Origin of the sequence: Fulvivirga ligni (genome assembly GCF_021389935.1) — a bacterium.
Lineage (GTDB): Bacteria > Bacteroidota > Bacteroidia > Cytophagales > Cyclobacteriaceae > Fulvivirga > Fulvivirga ligni.
The window spans coordinates 3877949-3898067 of sequence record NZ_CP089979.1 but is presented as its reverse complement, the minus strand read 5'-3'; the positions used below and the strand labels follow the sequence as shown (position 1 = coordinate 3898067).

Annotated in this window: 10 protein-coding genes; 8 read left to right on the top strand and 2 right to left on the bottom strand. The window is 39.2% G+C overall.

Translation table 11 applies throughout. The annotated features are described in order from the left end of the window. Positions 1–9: 9 nt before the first annotated feature. Positions 10–1377 carry a sigma-54-dependent transcriptional regulator gene (locus LVD16_RS16545; protein ID WP_233769383.1) on the bottom strand — a complete coding sequence of 456 codons (1368 nt, stop codon included), beginning with the start codon at positions 1375–1377 and terminating at the stop codon, positions 10–12. A 182-nt stretch (positions 1378–1559) separates the two neighbouring features. Here LVD16_RS16545 and LVD16_RS16540 point away from each other — a divergent pair, with 182 nt between their 5' ends. From LVD16_RS16540 to LVD16_RS16515, 6 genes are all read left to right on the top strand, one after another. Next, positions 1560–3920, top strand: a complete 2361-nt coding sequence (locus LVD16_RS16540; RefSeq protein ID WP_233769382.1) for an ABC transporter permease — start codon at positions 1560–1562, stop codon at positions 3918–3920. A 2-nt stretch (positions 3921–3922) separates the two neighbouring features. Further along, positions 3923–6328 (top strand): ABC transporter permease, encoded by a 2406-nt coding sequence (locus LVD16_RS16535; RefSeq protein WP_233769381.1) that lies wholly within the window; start codon positions 3923–3925, stop codon positions 6326–6328. Positions 6329–6434: 106 nt separating this feature from the next. Further along, positions 6435–8843, top strand: coding sequence for an ABC transporter permease (locus tag LVD16_RS16530; RefSeq protein WP_233769380.1), 2409 nt, complete (start codon positions 6435–6437; stop codon positions 8841–8843). A gap of 31 nt (positions 8844–8874) precedes the next feature. Beyond that, positions 8875–11286 (top strand): ABC transporter permease, encoded by a 2412-nt coding sequence (locus LVD16_RS16525; protein ID WP_233769379.1) that lies wholly within the window; start codon positions 8875–8877, stop codon positions 11284–11286. Positions 11287–11293: 7 nt separating this feature from the next. Continuing rightward, positions 11294–13678: an ABC transporter permease gene (locus LVD16_RS16520; RefSeq protein WP_233769378.1), complete on the top strand. Its 2385-nt coding sequence runs from the start codon at positions 11294–11296 to the stop codon at positions 13676–13678. A gap of 379 nt (positions 13679–14057) precedes the next feature. After that, positions 14058–16883: an ATP-binding protein gene (locus tag LVD16_RS16515; RefSeq protein ID WP_233769377.1), complete on the top strand. Its 2826-nt coding sequence runs from the start codon at positions 14058–14060 to the stop codon at positions 16881–16883. A gap of 22 nt (positions 16884–16905) precedes the next feature. Here LVD16_RS16515 and LVD16_RS16510 read toward each other — a convergent pair whose 3' ends face one another. After that, complete coding sequence (locus tag LVD16_RS16510) at positions 16906–18201, bottom strand: PQQ-dependent sugar dehydrogenase (protein ID WP_233769376.1); 1296 nt, start codon at positions 18199–18201, stop codon at positions 16906–16908. Between the two features lie 204 nt (positions 18202–18405). On the opposite strand from LVD16_RS16510, the gene LVD16_RS16505 reads away from it, so the two are divergent. Further along, positions 18406–19113 carry a carboxypeptidase-like regulatory domain-containing protein gene (locus LVD16_RS16505; RefSeq protein WP_233769375.1) on the top strand — a complete coding sequence of 236 codons (708 nt, stop codon included), beginning with the start codon at positions 18406–18408 and terminating at the stop codon, positions 19111–19113. Continuing rightward, positions 19114–20118 (top strand): transglutaminase domain-containing protein, encoded by a 1005-nt coding sequence (locus tag LVD16_RS16500; protein ID WP_233769374.1) that lies wholly within the window; start codon positions 19114–19116, stop codon positions 20116–20118. Position 20119 lies beyond the last annotated feature (1 nt).

Below are 20119 nucleotides of genomic sequence, written 5' to 3'. Positions count from 1 at the left end.
GAAATACAGTTATAAGCCGTATTTTTGCATTTTACGATATAACGTACTACGGCCAAAACCTAAAGTTTTGGCCGCTTTAGTTAAATTGCCTTTGTGTTTTTCCACCGCCTGAATAATTGTCTGCCTCTCTACATCTTCCACATTAAGAGATTCAGGTTTTGAAACATTTACCAAACTTTTCTTAGTAATGAAATCATCTGCAGATAGCTCTGTACCTGATGACATAATCACAGCTCTTTCGGTGGCGTGCTGTAGTTCACGCACATTACCCGGCCATGAATATTGTTCTAATTTATTTACCTGAGAAGCATTGATGGTCAGTGATCCTTTATCATACTTTTTGCCATATAGCGCCAGAAAATGCTTTACCAATAATCCTATATCTCCCTTTCTTTCCCTTAAGGCTGGCACTGATATTTCAATGGTATTAATACGATACACAAGATCTTCCCTAAAGGATTCTTGATTAACCATCGCGCTGATATCTTTATTAGTGGCCGATATGAGGCGTATATCAATAGGAGTAGGCTTTGAAGATCCTACACGCAGTACTTGTCTGTTTTGCAATACAGACAAAAGCTTAGCCTGGTGCGCTAAAGATATATTACCAATCTCATCCAGAAACAAAGAGCCTCCGCTGGCTATTTCGAATCTACCTGACTTATCTGTCTTTGCGTCTGTAAAGGCTCCTTTTACATGCCCAAACAACTCAGATTCAAACAAGCTGCCGGTAAGAGAACCTAAATCAACTTTCACGAACTCTTCTGATTTTCTTTTGGATAAATCATGAATCGCCCTGGCTACCAATTCTTTACCGGTACCATTTTCACCAAGAATAAGTACATTGGCATCAGTAGCCGCCACTTTCCTGATGGTTTCGAAAACTTCTTTAATGGCCTCAGATTCACCAATCATTTCCCCTAGATGACTTGTGAGATCAGAATGAAGTATTTTGTTAGATTCCTTCAGGCGCACTACCTTCTTCTCAGAGTTCATCAGTTGATAGACAGTATTCACTGTAGCTATCAATTTTTCCTTTTCCCAAGGCTTAACCAAAAAATCAGTAGCCCCTTCTTTCATACACTCTACCGCCAGCTGAATATCACCATAGGCCGTATTCATGATTACTTTTATCTCAGGGTCTATAGACTTAATTTGTCTTAGCCAGTACAAGCCTTCATTACCAGTAGTTGCACCCACCTTATAATTCATATCCAGGATAATGATATCTATGTGCTCTTTCCTGAGTACTGACTCCAGATTTTTGGGACTGCTTTCGGTAATGACTTTCTGATAAAACGGCCTTAAAATCATTCGGGCCGTTATTAAAACATCCTCATCATCATCTATAATTAAAATCGTGGCTTTATTTTTCATTACCTTAACCTCAATATTGAGCCATAAATCTAAAAACTGTATCAGGTTGACACAAACAAACCGTATCATTCTGATACAATATATCAAATTATTAGAAGTGCAATCAAGTTAAATAACTGAAAATCAATAAGTTAAATTCATGGCACATGTGTGGCTAATAAATAAGAAAAGGTCGAACAGTTATGTTAAAGAACTACATCAAAATAGCATTCAGAAGTATAGTTAAACAGAAGACATTTTCCTTAATCAATATTATTGGTTTGGCATTTGGACTTACTTGTGCCATTCTCATCTCATTATGGGTCAGAGATGAATTAGCCTATGATCAATTCCATGAGAAAGGGGACAGGCTATTCTTAACTGTATCAGAAATTAAAATAGGGGATGAAACCTCTTATTGGAAGGCAGTGCCATTTGCCCTAGGTCCGGTCTTATCCGAGCAAATAAATGACATAGAACAGACCTGCCGTAAATCATCGGCCGTAGCGCGGTTATTCAGCTATGAGGATAAAAAGATAAAGCCAAAAGGGATCTATGTAGATTCAACCTTTCTGGATCTTCTATCTTTCCCTCTTATAGAAGGTGATAAAAACACGGCATTGGATGAGCCTCGTAGTGTAGTTTTAACAAAATCATATGCTAAAGCGCTTTTTGGAGATGCATCCGCCATAAATAAAATGGTAGAACTGGCAGAGGGTGAAAGCACCATTCAATACAAAGTTACAGGTGTACTGGAAACCATTCCTCAACAAAGCTCTTTCGACTTCGACTTTCTTATTCCCTTTGAACCTGTCAACGAGTATGCTGACAATGATTGGTATAACTATGATCAGTCTTTAATAGTCTTATTGAGGAAGGATGCCGAGCAAGCTAAAGTGGATAAAGAAATCAGAGAATTTCTAAAAAACTATCAGCTTGAATATGGTGATGAATACGGTCGCCTGCATCTTTTCCCATTGGCTGACCTTCACTTAAGATCTGAAATCAGTGATGGTTTGCAAAATGCCACCGGAAGGATAGAATATGTAAGAATGTTCTCCATAGTGGCTTTAGTGATAATACTCATTGCCATCATGAACTTCATGAATCTTGCTACTGCCAAATCTGGTTTAAGAGCCAAAGAGGTTGGGATTAGGAAAACTTCTGGTGCTAAACGCAGTATGCTGATATTTCAATTTATAAGCGAATCTGTTCTACTTACCACTATCAGCACTATTCTGGCAGTAACATTAGCAGATGTATCGTTACCGTTCTTTAACCAGCTGGTGAGCAAGCAATTAACCATTCCGTATAGCGATCCTCTATTTATATCCTGCGTTGTAGGGCTTAGCCTTTTTGTAGGTATCATTGCCGGCAGTTATCCCGCTTTCTACATCTCCGCCTTTCAACCCATTACTATTCTAAAAGGGGCAAACCATAAGTCTAGTTCCTTTGGTGGCATTAGACGTATGTTGGTGGTGCTGCAGTTTGCATTATCCATCATATTAATCAGTAGCACCATCATCATCTACCAGCAGATACAATATGTGATGCAGAAAGATTTAGGCATAGCCAGCAATAACTTAATCGAACAACCTCTGTACAAGGCCACTTTTCACAAAGAGAGTTATTTGGATGAGGTGAGGTCGCTGGCAGGTGTGGCTGCCGCAACCTCTACAGATCAAAACCCTACACACATAACCAGTGCATCATGGGGTGTAAGTTGGCCAGGGAAACCAGATAAAGATTCACAGTTTCATGTGGTGCAAACTGATGAGAACTTTATAGAAGCCTTTAACTTACAATTAATCGAAGGTAAAAACTTCACCTCTAATCCTGAAGACAGCACCATTCAATATATCGTAAACGAGGCGGCCATAAGAGAAATGGGACTAACCGATCCCATAGGCCAGGAAATAACCGTTTGGGACGATAAAGCACCCATAGTGGGCATCATAAAAGACTTTCATCATCAAAGCCTTTTCAGCAAAATTGAACCGGTGATTCTACGATTAAAAAGAGACTACACCTATTTAGGCTACATAAGATTAACCGGAGAGGATATACCTGGCACCTTAGAAAGCATTAAGACCATTTTTGAAAAATACGACCAATCATATCCTTTTACGTATTCGTTTTTAGATGACGAGTTGGCTAAAAATTATAACGAAGTAGCCACCGCAGGAAAACTGGCCAACATATTTTCTTTAGCCGCAATTTTGATTTCATGTTTGGGGCTTTTCGGTCTCACTGCATATATGACGGAACAGCGTACCAAAGAGACAGGCATCAGAAAAGTATTCGGAGCTTCGGTATTGAGTCTTACTTCTATGTTTTCCACAGATTTCCTAAAGCTGGTCATTATATCCTTTATTATAGCCATCCCAGTGGCATACTACTTCATTCAACGATGGCTGGAGGAGTTTGCCTACCGTATAGAGTTAAGTGCAACTCCCTTTATCATAGCAGGTCTCAGTGCTATGCTCATAGCGCTACTCACCGTGAGTTACAATACCATAAAAGCAGCCATAGCTAATCCAATTGATTCACTTAGACAGGAGTAATTATGCTAAAGAACTACTTAAAAATAGGACTGAGGAATATGCTTAAAGGCAAGGCATTTTCCATCATCAATATTCTGGGGTTGGCTGTGGGTATGGCTGCCTTCTTATTGATCATTCAGTATGTGAGGTATGAAAAGAGCTATGAGAATTTCCATGTGAATGCTGATAACATTTATCGTGTTACTGTAGATCTGTATGATGGAGATGAATATGTCACTACTGACTGTGAGACATACGGACCATTAGGACCATTATTAAAGGACAAGTGGCCAGAGGTACAGGATTATGTGAGGATGTTCTATTATGATGCCATAGAAGTAAAATCAGGCCAGGATAAGTTTTATGAAAGTCGGGTATATTTTACCGATCCCTCAGTGTTTGACATATTCTCGTATGAGATGCTAAAAGGCAATAAAAACGAAGCCTTGAATAAGCCTTTTCAAGTGGTGATTACCAGCTCTATAGCTCAAAAATACTTTGGAACTGATGATGTTCTTGGCAAATCTATGAACATTGATGGCCAGGAATATAGGGTTTCCGGGCTCATGGCCGATGTTCCGCCTAACACCCATCTCAAATTCGATATCTTACTTTCACACAGCACTTTACCCCAACTTTGGGATTGGTATGAGAAGTTCCAGTGGCAGGGTAATAATGAATACACTTATCTACTCATGCAGCCAGGCACCGACCTGGAGGCCTTTAATCAAAAACTGGGGAAAGTGGCGGATGAATTGGAAAAAGTAGAAGATGAGAAATTCACAGCAGGCCTTATTAAAGATATTCATTTATACTCTCATAGAACATTTGAGCCCGAAGCCACCGGTGGGGCAGAAACAGTATTCTTTTTGCTTATCATCGCCTTTTTCATCATCGCCATAGCCTGGGTCAATTATATCAACTTATCCACCTCAAGGGCGATAAGCAGAGCACGCGAAGTAGGAGTGAGGAAGGTCTTAGGGTCTGCCAAGTCACAGCTGGTATTTCAATTTCTCTTCGAATCTGTTCTGGTGAACCTATTTGCCGTGATTATAGCTTTCACCATGTTGCAAATAGCACTTCCTTACTTCAGAGATATTTCCGGACAGCCTATCGCTCTAAATATATTATCTGATTATCAATTTTGGCTAATGTTGTTTGGCATGTTCATTATCGGCAGCCTGTTGTCAGGAATATATCCGGCCATGGTGCTATCAGGCTTTCGTCCGGTTTCAGTGTTAAAAGGAACCTTGAGAAATTCGAGTCATGGGCAGTGGCTGAGAAAAGCCTTGGTAGTATTTCAATTTGGCTCAACCATTTTTCTGATAATAGGGACCAGCGTAGTGTACTTGCAGATTAATCATCTGAGAAGCAAGGATCTGGGTATGGATCTAAGTCATACACTTACTGTTAGAACACCTGAATTACTTATCAGTGACTCTTTGTATAATGTAAAGCTGCAAAACGCCAGAGATCAACTCTTGAATTATCCTAATATTCAGAGTATCGCGTTCTCAGAATCGGTGCCAGGTATTAGTTTACATGAGCTTAGTACTACCACTGGTATAAAGTGGGTAGGTAATAAAACCAAAGAAGGTAATGGATTTAATTACTACATCGTAAGGTCTAATGAAGACTATATCCCAACACTGGGCATGGAAATGGTGAGCGGTCGTAACTTTGATAAAGCAACAGTATATGGCGGCCAAATATTAATTAATGAAAAGGCCGCTGAAATCTTAGGTTTTGAATCGCCAGAGGCGGCCATTGGAGAAAAAATTACTTACTACTGGCATAATGAGCCTTCTACCATCATAGGCGTGACCAAAAATTATCATCAACGATCTCCAAAAGAAAGCATGTTACCCATGCTATTCCCTTATCGGCCTGTAGAAGGTTTCATGACATTAAAGGTGAGTGGCAATGATATTAGAGGAACATTAAGCACCATTGAAGATACGTGGAACGCATTATTTCCAGAAAGTGTATTTGACTACTTCTTTTTGGATCAGAACTATGACCAACAATATAAAGCAGATACTCAGTTTGGCGCTGTAGTGACTCTGTTTGCATGCCTGGCCATTTTTATAGCTTGCCTGGGGTTATTCGGTCTTTCATCATTCACTATAACTCAGCGCACTAAAGAAGTAGGCATTAGAAAGGTGTTGGGTGCCTCGGTGGCTCAGATCGTTACCTTATTATCAAAAGGTATCATCATTCTGATAATAGTGGCCGACGTGGTGGCTATTCCAATAGCTTATCTGGTTTTGAGCGAATGGCTGGCTGGTTATGTCACTCACATAAATCTATCATGGTGGCTTTTCGTTATTCCACTGTTTTTTGTGGTCGCACTGGCTATGTTCACAGTTGGATTTAACACCATAAGAGCTGCCATTGCTAATCCTGTAGACTCTCTAAAACAAGAATGATGACGCGTGACCAATGAAAGTTCACTAAATTACTTAACTCAAGTTAACTTTCATTTAATTAATTGATTTACAGTATTTTAAAATATAATATTTAAATTAAAATCTAATGATTTTCAGCTTTTTACTACTGGCATGGAGGAATATTAAGAAGCAAAAATTGTTTGCTGCCATCAATATTCTTGGACTCGCGACAGGACTAAGTGCAACTTTCCTGACATTACTATTCATGGCAGATGAATGGCAGGCCAATAACTGGTTAAAGCACGCAGAAAATCAGTACATGCTGGAGTCTGATTGGGCAAAGGGAGTGAGCCGGCCAGAGTTCACTACGCTAGCTCCACTAGGAAAAGAATTGACAGAGCAGTACCCTCAATTAGTAGCTAACTATTTCACTATAGATGCAGTAAGTTGTAATGTGTCTGATGGTGGAGAAAACAACTTCAGACTCAACTTACAGATTGCTGATGGCAATATGCTTACCATGTTCGGCATTCCATTAATAGCAGGAAACCCAAAGACGGCTTTGGATGTACCAGATGGTATAGTACTTCAACAGGATGTGGCTCTCAAGTTTTTTGGTTCTACTGACGTAATTGGGGAAACACTGACTTTGGAGACACAAAATGCAAATTATAATCCCAGAGGGTTTAAAGAATTCAAGATTACAGGGGTGATGGATGATATACCGGAAAACTCCGTAACCGACAATCTGGGAGATAGAACTGACATTTATATCAATAGCGCCAATGCCATCTATTTTCGAGCTGACATATTTGAAGCTTGGGGTAATTACATACTACAGACCCGTTTAGAGCTTCAACCTGGTGTGACCCCGGAAGATTTAGAAAAACCACTTCGTGATTTAATTCATGCCAAAGCTCCTGATTTCCTGGCCAAAGATCTTACGGCTAAATTAACTCCCTTGAAATCCTATAATCTGGTTCAAAATAATGGCGCAAAGCAACATGTTTTATTGGTTTTGGGATTAGTTGCCTTGTTCATCCTTCTAATGGCCATGATAAATTTCGTAAATATATCTATTGGTATTGCTAACCGCAGGATGAAAGAGATAGGGGTGAGAAAAGCCATAGGAAGCAATAGAAAGGAGTTGATCTTACAATTTCTACTAGAGTCAACTATGCTTTCTATTCTAGCATTCGCCTTAGCGATGAGCTTAATTCAGCTCGTTATTCCATATTACGCTCAACTTCTTCATAAAGCTGATTTTTCTAATGTCAATTTCTGGCCACTTGCTTTGATAATGGGTTCTATATCCATAATTACTGGTGTTTTATCCGGGCTCTACCCAGCTCTGATCCTCTCTAAGCTGCATGTAGTAAAAGCTTTAAAAGGAAAAGTCATTATCCGTCATCATTCATTCGACATTAAAAAAGCATTGCTGGTATCTCAGTTTGCTCTGGCTCTATTTTTCATACTGTCCACGCTCACAATAAGCTCTCAGATGGACTTCCTCTTGAATAAGGATCTGGGGTATGACAATAGTAATGTCCTTGTGGTTTCTTCAGTGCCTAGGTGGTATGGCCCATCTGGCATAGCCAAAATACTAAGCATGAAAAATGAGTTTAAGCAAATATCTGGCGTTCAACAAGTGAGCTTGTCTTACGAAATACCTGATGGTCGATTCGGCATGGAACAATCAGTGAAACCTTCTATAGCTGATGATGACAGTTATGAAATCTTCGGTCAAATTATTTGCGATACCGAATACGACGATATTTATCAGCTTGAAATGGCTGAGGGTAGATTTTTCACCGAATCTGATAAGGCTTTGAATAATGTGGTGATCAATGAAACCGCTGCCAGATCATTGTTTGGTGACAGGACAGCGGTAGGAGAAATGATTGATGAAAGAGGAAACAAACAAAGAGAAATCATTGGAGTGGTAAAAGACTTTCACTTTAGCTCATTACATGAAAATATGCGAGGTCTGTATTTTACTCCTGTGGACTCTGCTGAGATATTTCGCTTCCTCAGTTTTAGGATAAGTGGGGAACCAAAAGAAGCCAAAGCGGCCATAGAAGCAAAATGGAAACAGGTATTTCCTATGGTGCCCTTTGAAAGCTTCTTCCTTGAAGACAAACTGGTGGAGCTGTATGCCGATGATACGCAGTTTAAGAAAGCCTTTACAACGGCTTCTATCTTTGCCATATTGATTGTATTAGTTGGGGTATTTGGCGTTACTATGCAAAACTTTACCTATAGAATTAAAGAAATAGGCATAAGAAAGGTGCTGGGAGCCAGCGCTTTAAATATATGGAAGCTATTAGGTAAAGAGTTACTGAGCGTCTACAGCATTGCCGCCTTCATAGGAGTCATCGTTTCATATATGATCATGGATCAGTGGCTGCAAGGTTTTGCCTATAAGATTGCTCAGCCATATCTACTGTACAGTTTAGCCATGGTCACCTTTTTCATAATCATTATGGCTACCATTTCAATAGAATTGATCAAGGTGATAAAAATAAATCCGGTTGATAGTTTGAAGAGTGAATAGTTCATCTCGAGCCTAACCTAAAAGAAGAATAATGATCCAAAACTTCATAAAGATAGCATTAAGAAACATCAGAAAGAATCGTGCATTTTCTCTGATTCACATTATTGGGCTAACGGTTGGGTTGGCTTCTACTTTATTGCTACTCATGTATGTGAGGTATGAACATAGTTTTGATCAGTGGAACACAAAGACAGATAGGATTTACAGGCTCACTCATACCAGATCTGTCAACGGTGAAGAATCTTATCAACGTGCTTCGGTTTTTCCTGAATTAGGCTTGGAGCTTCAGCGTGCTCTGCCAGAGATAGAGAATACATGCAGACTGTTCAATATTGCATCAGAATATGAGCCTGTGTTCACTTATAATGATGGAGAGGATAGTTTTTCGGAGAACTCTATTTTTCTTACAGACAGTTCTTTTATTGATATTTTTGACCTGGAAGCTGTAGCCGGAGATTTGCATTCAGCATTGAGTCTGCCCAACAAACTGATTATATCAGAATCACTGGCCCGGAAAGTTTTCAATACAACTGATGTTGTAGGCGAGCAGTTACAATGGCAAGGAATGTTTAATCCTAACTATGAAATAACAGCAGTTTTTAAAGATATTCCGGCTAACAGTCACCTACATTTTAATATGCTCATGAGTTGGGCGAAAGTTTATGGAGACAGGAGCCTTAAATCCTGGGATGGCTTTTATACTTATGTTTTAACTGATAGGAACGTTGATCCTGAAGCGTTGGAAGCTAAGGTCAATAACTTCTCTAAAGCCTACCTGGAAGACTACAACAAAGGCAAGAACTTGAGTTCAGAGATAAGTTTACAACCGCTAACAGATATTCACCTCAATTCTAATCTTCGGGGAGAAACGGAGGCCAATGGTAACGGAAAGGTAGTCAATGCTCTGCTAGTCATAGCCATTGCTATTTTGATGATAGCCATATTTAATTACATCAACCTCTCAACCTCCAGCTCTCTGGAGCGGTCTCGAGAGGTAGGTGTGCGTAAAGTTATTGGCTCCAGCCAGTTTCAACTCCGATTACAGTTTTTATTAGAATCATTCTGTATGGTGTTGTTGGCTCATATTTTAGCAGTTACTGCTATTCAGCTGAGTACGCCTCTCTTCAATCACTGGATGGGAAGTGCTATTAAAACGGATTGGTGGATGAACGCCAGATTTTATGGGTACCTCAGCTTAAGCACTATTGTAATTACCCTTTTAGCAGGATTTTATCCATCCTTAGTTCTTAGTCGATTTGCCCCCTCGAGACTATTGAAAGAAGGAGGCAATAGAACCAAAAAGTATTCCTTCCGCTCTGTACTGATGACTTTTCAGTTTGGTATAGCCATGCTGCTATGTGCCATGGCTCTTTTGGTGTATTCACAGATCAATTACATAGTGGACCTCAGCAAAGATTTTAACCAAAATGTTATGGTGGTCAAATCTTATGAAACCGTTCAGGAAAACATGGACACTACTTATCTCGATAAATTTCATCTATTGGGCAAAGAACTATCTGATTATCCGAGTATAGAAGCAGCCACAATCAGTTCCAATATTCCTGGCCAGGATTATAGCTGGGTCGGACAAATAGACCTTGGTAATGACACTAGAATAAGCGCCGCCCGCACCATGATTGATGAAAATTTTGCTAAAGTGTATGACATAAAGCTTCTGGCAGGTAGATTTTACCAAGCTGAGGATGAATTACATCCTTTAAATCAACTGGTTATTAATAAGAAGATGGCATCTGACATGGGCTATCAGGACACAGAAAAGGCTATTGGAAGGAAGCTAAGCTTGTTTGGCTCAGAAACCACAATTATTGGAGTTTTGGAAGACTTTCACATGGTTTCCCCGAGAAGTAAAATTGAAGCTACCATGTACACGCTCGTTCATGGGCATAAGTCCTTCTTGTCGGTAGCTTTCCAACAAGGTAATTATAAGGAGGCCATTGAAGCTACGAGAACAGAGTGGGAAAAGCTATTTCCAGATAAGCCTTTTGAATACTTCTTCATAGATGATCATATGATGCACCAGTTTCAGGCAGATCATCGCCTGCTACAGGCTTTAATGGGATTTTCAGTGTTAGCCATATTTCTGGCATGCCTGGGGCTGATGGGGCTAGCCAATTATAATGCTAACCTGAGAATGAAAGAGCTGAGTATAAGAAAAGTATTAGGTGCAAGTGCCATTGATCTAAGTAAAGTGCTCACTCAGAAATATATTCTGCTCATTATTCTAAGCTCGGCATTAAGCTTTCCCGTCTTTTACTATCTATCAGCTCTATGGCTTCAGCAATATGCGTCAAAAATAGGAGTGGGGGCATATTATTATGTACTGCCATTATCAACTCTCCTGGTCATTGCTCTGATTACATCTCTTTCTCAGATACTGAAAAGCATTAGAGCCAACCCAGTAGAGCACTTAAAATCTGAATAGCAAAGTCATGATTAAACATTACCTCAAAATAGCCTTCAGACAACTGCTCAAGTACAAAATATTAGGCATTCTATACATTGTTTGCCTTGGTATCGGCATATCTACTTCTGTACTGCTATATAAATATTACAGCTTTGAGAGCAACTATGATGCATATCTGGAACATTCGGACGAGCTGTACAGGGTGAACATGGTGAGTCAGAATGATACAGAACAAAGCTCAGCAAGAACATCACCCGCAGTAGCTAAAGCTTTGATGGATAATTTCCCGACCGTCAAGGACTTTTCAAGAGTGGTGCTATTTGGAGACGCCAGTGTAATTACTGAAGCTAAGAGTGTTAAGGAATCAGATATTCTGTTGGTAGAAAAGCGGCATTTTGATGTATTCTCCTTCCAGTTTAAGCCTGGTAGTCAGCTCGAGGGCTTCGATGTTCCCGGTACAGTGGTGATGTCTGACAAGCTGGCGAATAAGCTCTATGGAGATATTGATCCGGTGGGGCAAGTGGTGAAAATCAATAGCCCGAACCTGGGAGGAAGCGTGGAGTTTACCGTCAAAGGCGTCTATGAAGACATTCGGAAAGATAGCCATTTAAAACCTGAACTCTTGATGTCCTTCGCCACCGTGAAGCAGTTTCTTGGAGATGAAATTGAGAGCAATTGGCATTGGAATAATCTATTCACTTATATCCAAGTGGACAAGGGGATCTCCATAAATCAATTACAGGATCAGTTTAATCACTATGTGGCAAATATTCAGAATCAGGATGTTGAAACATACGTTTTTCAGCCTATTACCGAAATTCATAATGACTCTACAGTATTTTCGGAGTTTGATGAGCCGGTCAATGGTGAGACTCTATGGTATCTTCTTTTATTGGGCATTTTAATACTGATGATTATCTATGTAAATGTCATTAACCTCTATGCCTCTATTTCCAACAAAAGAATGAAAGAAGTAGGTGTAAGAAAGGCCTCTGGCGCCGTGCGAAAGCAACTCTTTTGGCAGTTTATGACAGAATCCTTTTTAATTAATGCTATGGGTATGCTATTAGCTGTTACTGTGATCCAAACTTTAACGCCATACTTCGAAAGCTTTTTCCAGATACAAGGATCAATCCATCTTCATTCAATTGCTGACTACTGGCTGGAAATGATGATTATACTGGTTATAGGAACCTTACTTACCGGCTGCTACCCTGCATTAATCATGTCTGGTTGGAAACCTCAATTGGTACTTAAGGGAACTGCACACACGTCAATAGGAGGGATTAAGTTGAGAAGCGGTATACTGGTTTTACAGTTTGTTATCACCATCTTTCTCATTGCGGGCTCACTCACTGTTTATCAGCAAATTGATTACATTCTGAATTTTGATAAAGGGGTAAACACCCGTAATAAACTGGTAATCAAGCAGCCCAACATAGACGATTCCAACAACACATTCACAAAATTATCTTCATCATTAAGCAGTTTGTCTGGTATAAAAGGAATTACTGCTACAGATGCGGTACCGGGCATGGAGGTATATTGGCGATCTAATCAATATAGCCGGGATAAAGGCCAAGTTTCTGACTATGACTTCACCTATTTAAATGTAGAGGCTAGTTATTTCGACATTTTCAACATACAGACTGTAGCCGGAGATAAGTTTAAAACTGATCAGGAAAATGATGGCGTGATCCTTAATGAGACAGCAGCGGCTTTATTAGGGTTTAATGATGATAATCATGCGATTGGCAGCACAATATATTCTAATGATCAGGCCATCACTATTTTGGGTGTGGCGAAAGATGTACATCAGCAAGGACTGAAAAATAAAATTAGCCCTACAATTTATAATGAGATCAAAGGAGATATGAATTACTATGTCATCGACTTTGCTCAAGATGCATCACCCCATCTAATTAATCAGATAGAGCAATCATGGAAAAAGGCCTTTCCTGACTCTCCCTTTGATCATTTCTATTTAGATCATTTCTACAACCAACAATATAGCAATGACCTTCGTTTTCAGAAATTCTTTACTGTGCTCTGTATATTATCAATTATCATCTCATCTATTGGTTTGGTAGGTTTATCACTTCAGACAGTAAGGGAAAGGGAAAAGGAAGTGGCTATAAGAAAGGTACTTGGCGCCTCGTTTAAGCATTTATTTTTGAATTTGACTAGAACATATTTCATTCTTGCGGCCCTGGCATACACCATTGCTATAAGCTTGGCCTATTATGCTATGAAAGAGTGGTTAGGCAGTTTCATTGATCAAGTGGACATTGGCAGCTGGTTTTTTATGCTTCCATTCATTATAGTTTTCACGCTTATATTCATCGTCATTTTTAAGCAGATGTTTGTAGCTATCAGCAAGAATCCTGTTGATACAATTCGAATGGACTGAACCGCAAACTAACGGAAGAGCATTATCCTAGACTCATATGAGGTCGACATATCGACACTTTCTAAAATTACACATGTTATATATACGAATGATCACAAAAAAAAAGAGCTAGAATCATCAATATATACTTACATTTTTCTGATTAGAGAGGTGCTATTTTTAGCTCTGAGGCCTAAATAGATAATATTATCCAATTTATTTGGTTTTGCTAAACCTATTTAGAATACGTCAACCCAACACATTGGCTTTTTTGTGGATTTTTAGGTACTTTTAGAGGGTTACACCATGTAAGATTTGCATATAAATGAGCAAACAGCCTGAAATAACACAACCAAATACCAAAAAAAACCAACGCTAGTTTTTCAATAAATGAAACGGAATGAGCAAAGCTTTAAAAGCGGAGAAGGCAAGTCCTGTAAAACTGTTACAAGCGTTACCACAGTCAGACATTGATGCCATCACAACACTGGCCTCACAAATTTGTGAGACACCTGGTGCTTTACTTACACTTATCAGCGAAGATGAGGTCTACTACAGAGCTTGCGAACTGGATGATATTGTTAACATACCAATCAACCACACCTTCTGCAATTACACTTTAAAATCTTCAAATAATGTTTTTATAGTAGAAGATGCTCATAAAGATGATAGGTTTAAAAACAATCCTTTAGTTACCGGGAAGCCATACATAAGATTTTATGCAGGCATTGCTCTTACATCTTATGATGGCACTAAGCTAGGCTCTCTTTGTGTGCTTGATGACAAACCTAAAACATTAACTGACCAACAGATCAATTCATTAAATCTTCTGGCCAAACAAGCCATGAACCTTATTGAATTAAGAATGCGAAGAGATGAGCTTCAACATACTGTAGAAAATCTTGATAAAACACAGATAAAATTACAACAGGCTAAACAAGAAGCTGATTTTAGAGTAAAGAAAATGGAGTTTTTAAGCAACTCTATCAAGGTTGGAATTTTTGAAAAAAGTATAATAGAAGGCACTGAAACTTGGTCTAATCATCTATACAAGATACTAGGTTTCAAAAAATCTGAGATAGAAGCTACTATCAAAAACCTGCTTAGCAGAGTACACCCTGCAGATAAAATGCTTCTCAAGAGAGCCATATCAGCAGCAGGGAAAAAGGAAAATCATGCGCCCGTTGAAATCAGAGTTTTAACAAAAAAAGGGGAGTACCGCTGGGTAGAAGTAACCGGTAACGTCAGAAGAGAAAAAGGAAAAATTATTCTTTTGGTGGGTCGAGTGATTGATATACATAAAAAGAAGGTAATTAAGAATCAATTAAGCGCCTTTATCGAATACACACCAGCTACTGTAGCCATGTTCAACAGGCACATGGAATTCATTACGGTGAGCAAGAAATGGAGGGAAGATTATCACGCTCCAGGCGGTATGATATTGGGAAGGAAAATTTACGATACCTTCCCAACCATGGATGTAGAAAAATGGAAAAAAATCTATGAGAGATGCCTAAAGGGCGCCATTGAATACAGTAATGAAGAATCTTTTGGTAGAACAAATGGAGAGGGAAAAATATGGTTAAAATGGGAAGTAAGACCGTGGTTCATAAGTGACGACGAAATAGGCGGCGTACTCGTTCTTACTGAAGATATTACCACTCTAAAAGAGCGAAACCTGCAATTGCTAAAGGCTAAAGAGGAAGCTGAAAGAGCCACAGAAGAAGCCGAGAAAGCCACCAAGGCTAAAGCGCAGTTTCTAGCCACCATGAGTCATGAAATCCGGACTCCACTAAATGCTATCAACGGTTTATCTCATTTATTAATGTCTGAAAACCCACGTCCTGATCAACTGGAGCACCTTAAGCTTTTAAAGTTTTCGGGTGACAATCTCCTGAATTTGGTCAATGATATTTTAGATATCAATAAGATAGAATCTAACAAGCTTAAGCTTGAGCAGAATGTATTTGGCTTACATGAATTGATTAAGAACATTCAAAATTCATTATTCCAAAAGGCAGATGAAAACTTGGTAACTATCAGAACGAATTATGATGAGAAATTGCCTACACACTTCATTGGTGATATTACCAGAATAAGCCAGATCATTTACAATTTGGTTGGTAATGCCGTGAAATTCACCACTGACGGATATGTGGATATATCAGTAAAATATCTGGAGCAAAAAGATGGCAAGTACGGAATGAAATTCTCTGTAAAGGATTCAGGAATAGGAATTGCACCAGAGAACCAATCCAAGATCTTTGAATCTTTTGAGCAAGCTGAAACAGGAACCACCAGAAAATACGGTGGCACCGGCCTGGGACTATACATCACCAGAAAACTTCTGAACATGATGGGCAGCGATATCAAAATTTACAGCAGGCTGGGAGAGGGATCTGAATTCTACTTTGATTTATATCTGGAAGAAGGTCAGCCTACGGTGAGCGAACTCTATAACGACATTACCTTAGAAGATATCAGAAAGAAAGATTTACATGTATTAGTAGCTGAAGATAACACTGCTAATCAGATACTTATAGGTAAATTCTTAAAGAGAGCCAATGTAACCTATGAAATGGCTAACAATGGTATGGAAGCCCTGAATCTTGTTTCAACCAAAAGGTTTGACATGATACTTATGGACCTTAGAATGCCTGAAGTGAATGGATACGAAGCTACTGCTAAGATCAGACTATCACATGATCCATACTTTAGGTCAATCCCCATTATTGCCCTAACGGCAGATGCATTGGCAGAAGTAAAAGACGAAGTATTTAAGTTGGGAATGGACGGCTACTTGAGCAAGCCTTTCAGACCTGCTGAGCTATATAAAACATTGTACAAATTTTCAGAACGAGTAAACGGTAAAGTTATGAACGAGATGATAAACACGGATGAGAGCAGAATTGCAGATGTAATCAATATCTATGCTGACGGCGATAAGGACTTTATAATGGACTTTGCCAACAACTGCATCAAAAATTATGAGGAGTTTTTAAAGGATTTTAACGGTGCGATAAAGACTTCAGATGAAAAGAGATTAAAAGATGCCATCCATAAAATTACCAGCTTAAACAAAGTTTTTGAGCAGGAGGAGCTTGCTAGTATTCTGAGAGAAATTAACCAAATGGAAGGAACAGCATCTATCAACGGCCTTCATAGAAAGGTGATTGAAAACTGCGATAAAATATTAGCTGAGCTTACAAGTATAGCACACTACTAAGATATAGATCTGGGTTGGTGCCTTATTTGGCACTAACTCTCCATATCATACCAGAAGTATCATCAGTAACGAGCAGATTACCTTCATGATCCTGTATCACACAAACAGGTCGTCCATGAACTTTCTCCTTATCTAAATTTTCTACAAAGCCGGTCAGGAAATCTTCAGAATTGCCAGCTGGTTTTCCGTTTTTAAACGGCACAAATATCACTTTATAGCCTGCCAACGTTGATCTATTCCAAGAACCATGCTGTGCTATAAAGGCTCCATTTCTATATTTTGAAGGGAATGCATCACCCTTATAAAATTGTAATCCTAAAGAGGCGGTGTGTGCCCCCAAAGCATAATCTGGCACAATAGTATTCTTAACTACAGCCGGATCGTCTCCAATTCTAGGGTCATCATGCTGTCCGAAGTATACGTAAGGCCAGCCATAGAAGCCATTTTCTTCTACATGAGTAAGGTAGTCTGGCACTAAGTTATCGCCGAGCTCATCGCGCTCATTCACCACAGTCCAGAGCTCGCCTGTATCTGGGTTCCAGTCCATACCCACAGGATTTCTGATACCATCAGCAAATATGCGCATGGCAGATCCATCAGGGTTAATCTCCAGAATGTCAGCTCTTAATATTTCGTTCGAAACGCCGTATTCTGCCACGTTGCTACCAGAACCAATAGCCACATAAATCTTGGATTCATCTTTATTTGCAATGATATTTCTTGTCCAGTGTCTGTTATGTTTTCCAGAAGGGAAATCCATTATCTTTTCACTTTTACCTGTGAGCTTAGTTTCCCCAACCTTGAAATTATATCTGACCAAAGCTTCCGTATTAGCGATATATAGATAATCATTCATCAAAAGCATACCTAAAGGCTGATTAAGATCTTCAACAAGTATATGCCTTTCATCCGCTGTGCCATCATTATTTGTATCTTTTAGCAAGGAGATTCTATCTGCACTCTTTTTTAAATTATTTGACTTATTAGCCCCAATAAATATGGCTCCGAATTGCTCCAGGAAGCTATGATTAGAATTACTTTCAGCGACTAGAATGTCTCCATTGGGCAACTCATATAACCACCTTGGATTTTCCAGGCCCCCATAAAAAGGATTAACCTCAAATCCCTCTGGCGCCTTAGGTTTCAGGCCATCTTCCCAGCCTGTAACGTTACTAAAGTTCATTACGGACTTCGTAGCATAAGCCGCCGGTAGCGTATCATTAGCTACTTTATTGTTATAAACAGGCTTATTGCTGGCACAGGAGAATAATAAAAAAGAAATAAATGCAAATACGAGGGTGTTGGTATGTTTAATCATAATCATAGTTATAGTCTTCTCTCATATAGAGATAAGTGTGCCATAACCAAAAGTCGCCATGAAGCTATAAAATGCTCAAATAGCATTTTCCTACTGTAGAAAAAAATGCCCAATCCATGGAATGGAAAATAAAATTTAAAAAAAATGATTTCTGTTTATGGAATCTTTAAACATCCTGCATCCTACTTCTAAAATCCTATAATTATGAAAAAACACATAACACTTTCCGTAGAGAATCCTTGCAATGAAAACTGGTCAGAGTTTACACCAACCAAAGAAGGTGGCTACTGCGCAGTCTGCGAAAGAAATGTAGTAGACTTTACCAGCATGACTGATGTTGAATTAAAAGACTACTTCCTGAATCACAAAGGAGGAAAAGTATGTGGTATGTTTAGAGGTGAACAATTAAAAACCTATGAATTGGTAGACATGCCCAAAATCAATAACTGGCTGTGGGTAAAAGCGGCAGTTATTGGCTTATCAGTACTTGCTTTTACGCCAACAGTGAAGGCGCAAACAAACTTTGTAGAAGAAACAGTGCTGACTACGGCTAATGACAAAAGTACTCATGCATCTTCGGCCGCTGAGAAACACTGGATAAAAGGTGTGGTAAAAGATGGAGAAGGACAAGCCGTTCCGGGTGCTAACATCATATTAAAAGGCAGTGAAATAGGGACTGTAGCCGACAAAGATGGTCGTTTTGAATTTCCTCAAGCTTTAGAAGAGGGTGACATACTATTGTTTTCTTTTATCGGCTTCGAAACTGAGGAATATAAAGTGCCCAACAAGAGCGTCGAAAACCTGGAAATAGAAATGAAAATTACAGTGTCCATATTAGGAGAAGTAGTGGTGGGTAAAGTTTACCAGGAGCCAAAAGAAAATCTATGGGATAAAATAAAGAACATATTCTAAGTGAGAATCTTCATCTTAATATTAGTCCTGGGCATAAACATCACACTTTATGCACAAGGGTCAGATAATGATAATGCCCGTTACTCTAAAGCGGATAGCATAGCTACAGTTTTCAAAGGCAATTCCTTGGATAACTTAAGGGCATTATCCCTTGGTCTCACCACGAACTTACCAGATGACGAACAAAAGTTCAGAGCTATCTATCGGTGGGTCTGTGATAACATTGCCAATGATCCTACGCTATATGAAATCAATAAGCGCAAGAGAGAGAAGTATCAAAATGAGCCATTTGAACTCAATGAATGGAATAAATCCTTCGTGCAAAAGGTTTTCAAACAACTGAGAAAAAACTATTCTACTGTGTGCAGTGGCTATGCATATTTAATAAAACAACTGGCCTATCATTCTGATATTGAATGCGTAATTATAGATGGCTACGGCCGAACTGTTGTTTCGAACGTAGAGACCAAAAGTATCCCTAATCACTCCTGGAATGCAGTAAAACTCAACGGCAAATGGTATTTATGCGATGCTACCTGGTCCAGTGGAATCATTAATCCCGCTCAAGGGAGATTCATTACAAGCTTTAGTGAAGGTTATTTTCTGACAGAACCATCATTATTCGCTAAGAATCATTACCCGCTGGACACGGCCTGGCTATTGATGGATAAAAAACCATCTTTTGATCAATTTTTGAACGCACCTCTGCTTTACAAAGGCGCTTTCAACGAGAAGCTATTACCTACCGCGAAGGCCTTTAAAAGGGAAATTAACAAAGGAGACACCGTACCATTTACATTGAAAAAAAACAATGCTTCTTCTCCACAATTCATTACTTATCAGATAGTTAAAGGAAATGACGTAGAGTTGCTTGAAGCTGAGGTTCATCCTAATCTAGAGGGAGAAATTGCCTTTGACCACACCTTCAATAACAAGGGCAAATACCTGGTTCATATTTTAAACTACACAGAATATATCTGCACCTTTAAGATTGAAGTAAACTGAT

Bases quoted from the DNA above. Each gene is read 5' to 3' on its own strand.
- LVD16_RS16545 (WP_233769383.1), bottom strand. From the start codon at position 1,377: ATGAAAAATAAAGCCACGATTTTAATTATAGATGATGATGAGGATGTT.
- LVD16_RS16540 (WP_233769382.1), top strand. From the start codon at position 1,560: ATGTTAAAGAACTACATCAAAATAGCATTCAGAAGTATAGTTAAACAG.
- LVD16_RS16535 (WP_233769381.1), top strand. From the start codon at position 3,923: ATGCTAAAGAACTACTTAAAAATAGGACTGAGGAATATGCTTAAAGGC.
- LVD16_RS16530 (WP_233769380.1), top strand. From the start codon at position 6,435: ATGATTTTCAGCTTTTTACTACTGGCATGGAGGAATATTAAGAAGCAA.
- LVD16_RS16525 (WP_233769379.1), top strand. From the start codon at position 8,875: ATGATCCAAAACTTCATAAAGATAGCATTAAGAAACATCAGAAAGAAT.
- LVD16_RS16520 (WP_233769378.1), top strand. From the start codon at position 11,294: ATGATTAAACATTACCTCAAAATAGCCTTCAGACAACTGCTCAAGTAC.
- LVD16_RS16515 (WP_233769377.1), top strand. From the start codon at position 14,058: ATGAGCAAAGCTTTAAAAGCGGAGAAGGCAAGTCCTGTAAAACTGTTA.
- LVD16_RS16510 (WP_233769376.1), bottom strand. From the start codon at position 18,201: ATGATTAAACATACCAACACCCTCGTATTTGCATTTATTTCTTTTTTA.
- LVD16_RS16505 (WP_233769375.1), top strand. From the start codon at position 18,406: ATGAAAAAACACATAACACTTTCCGTAGAGAATCCTTGCAATGAAAAC.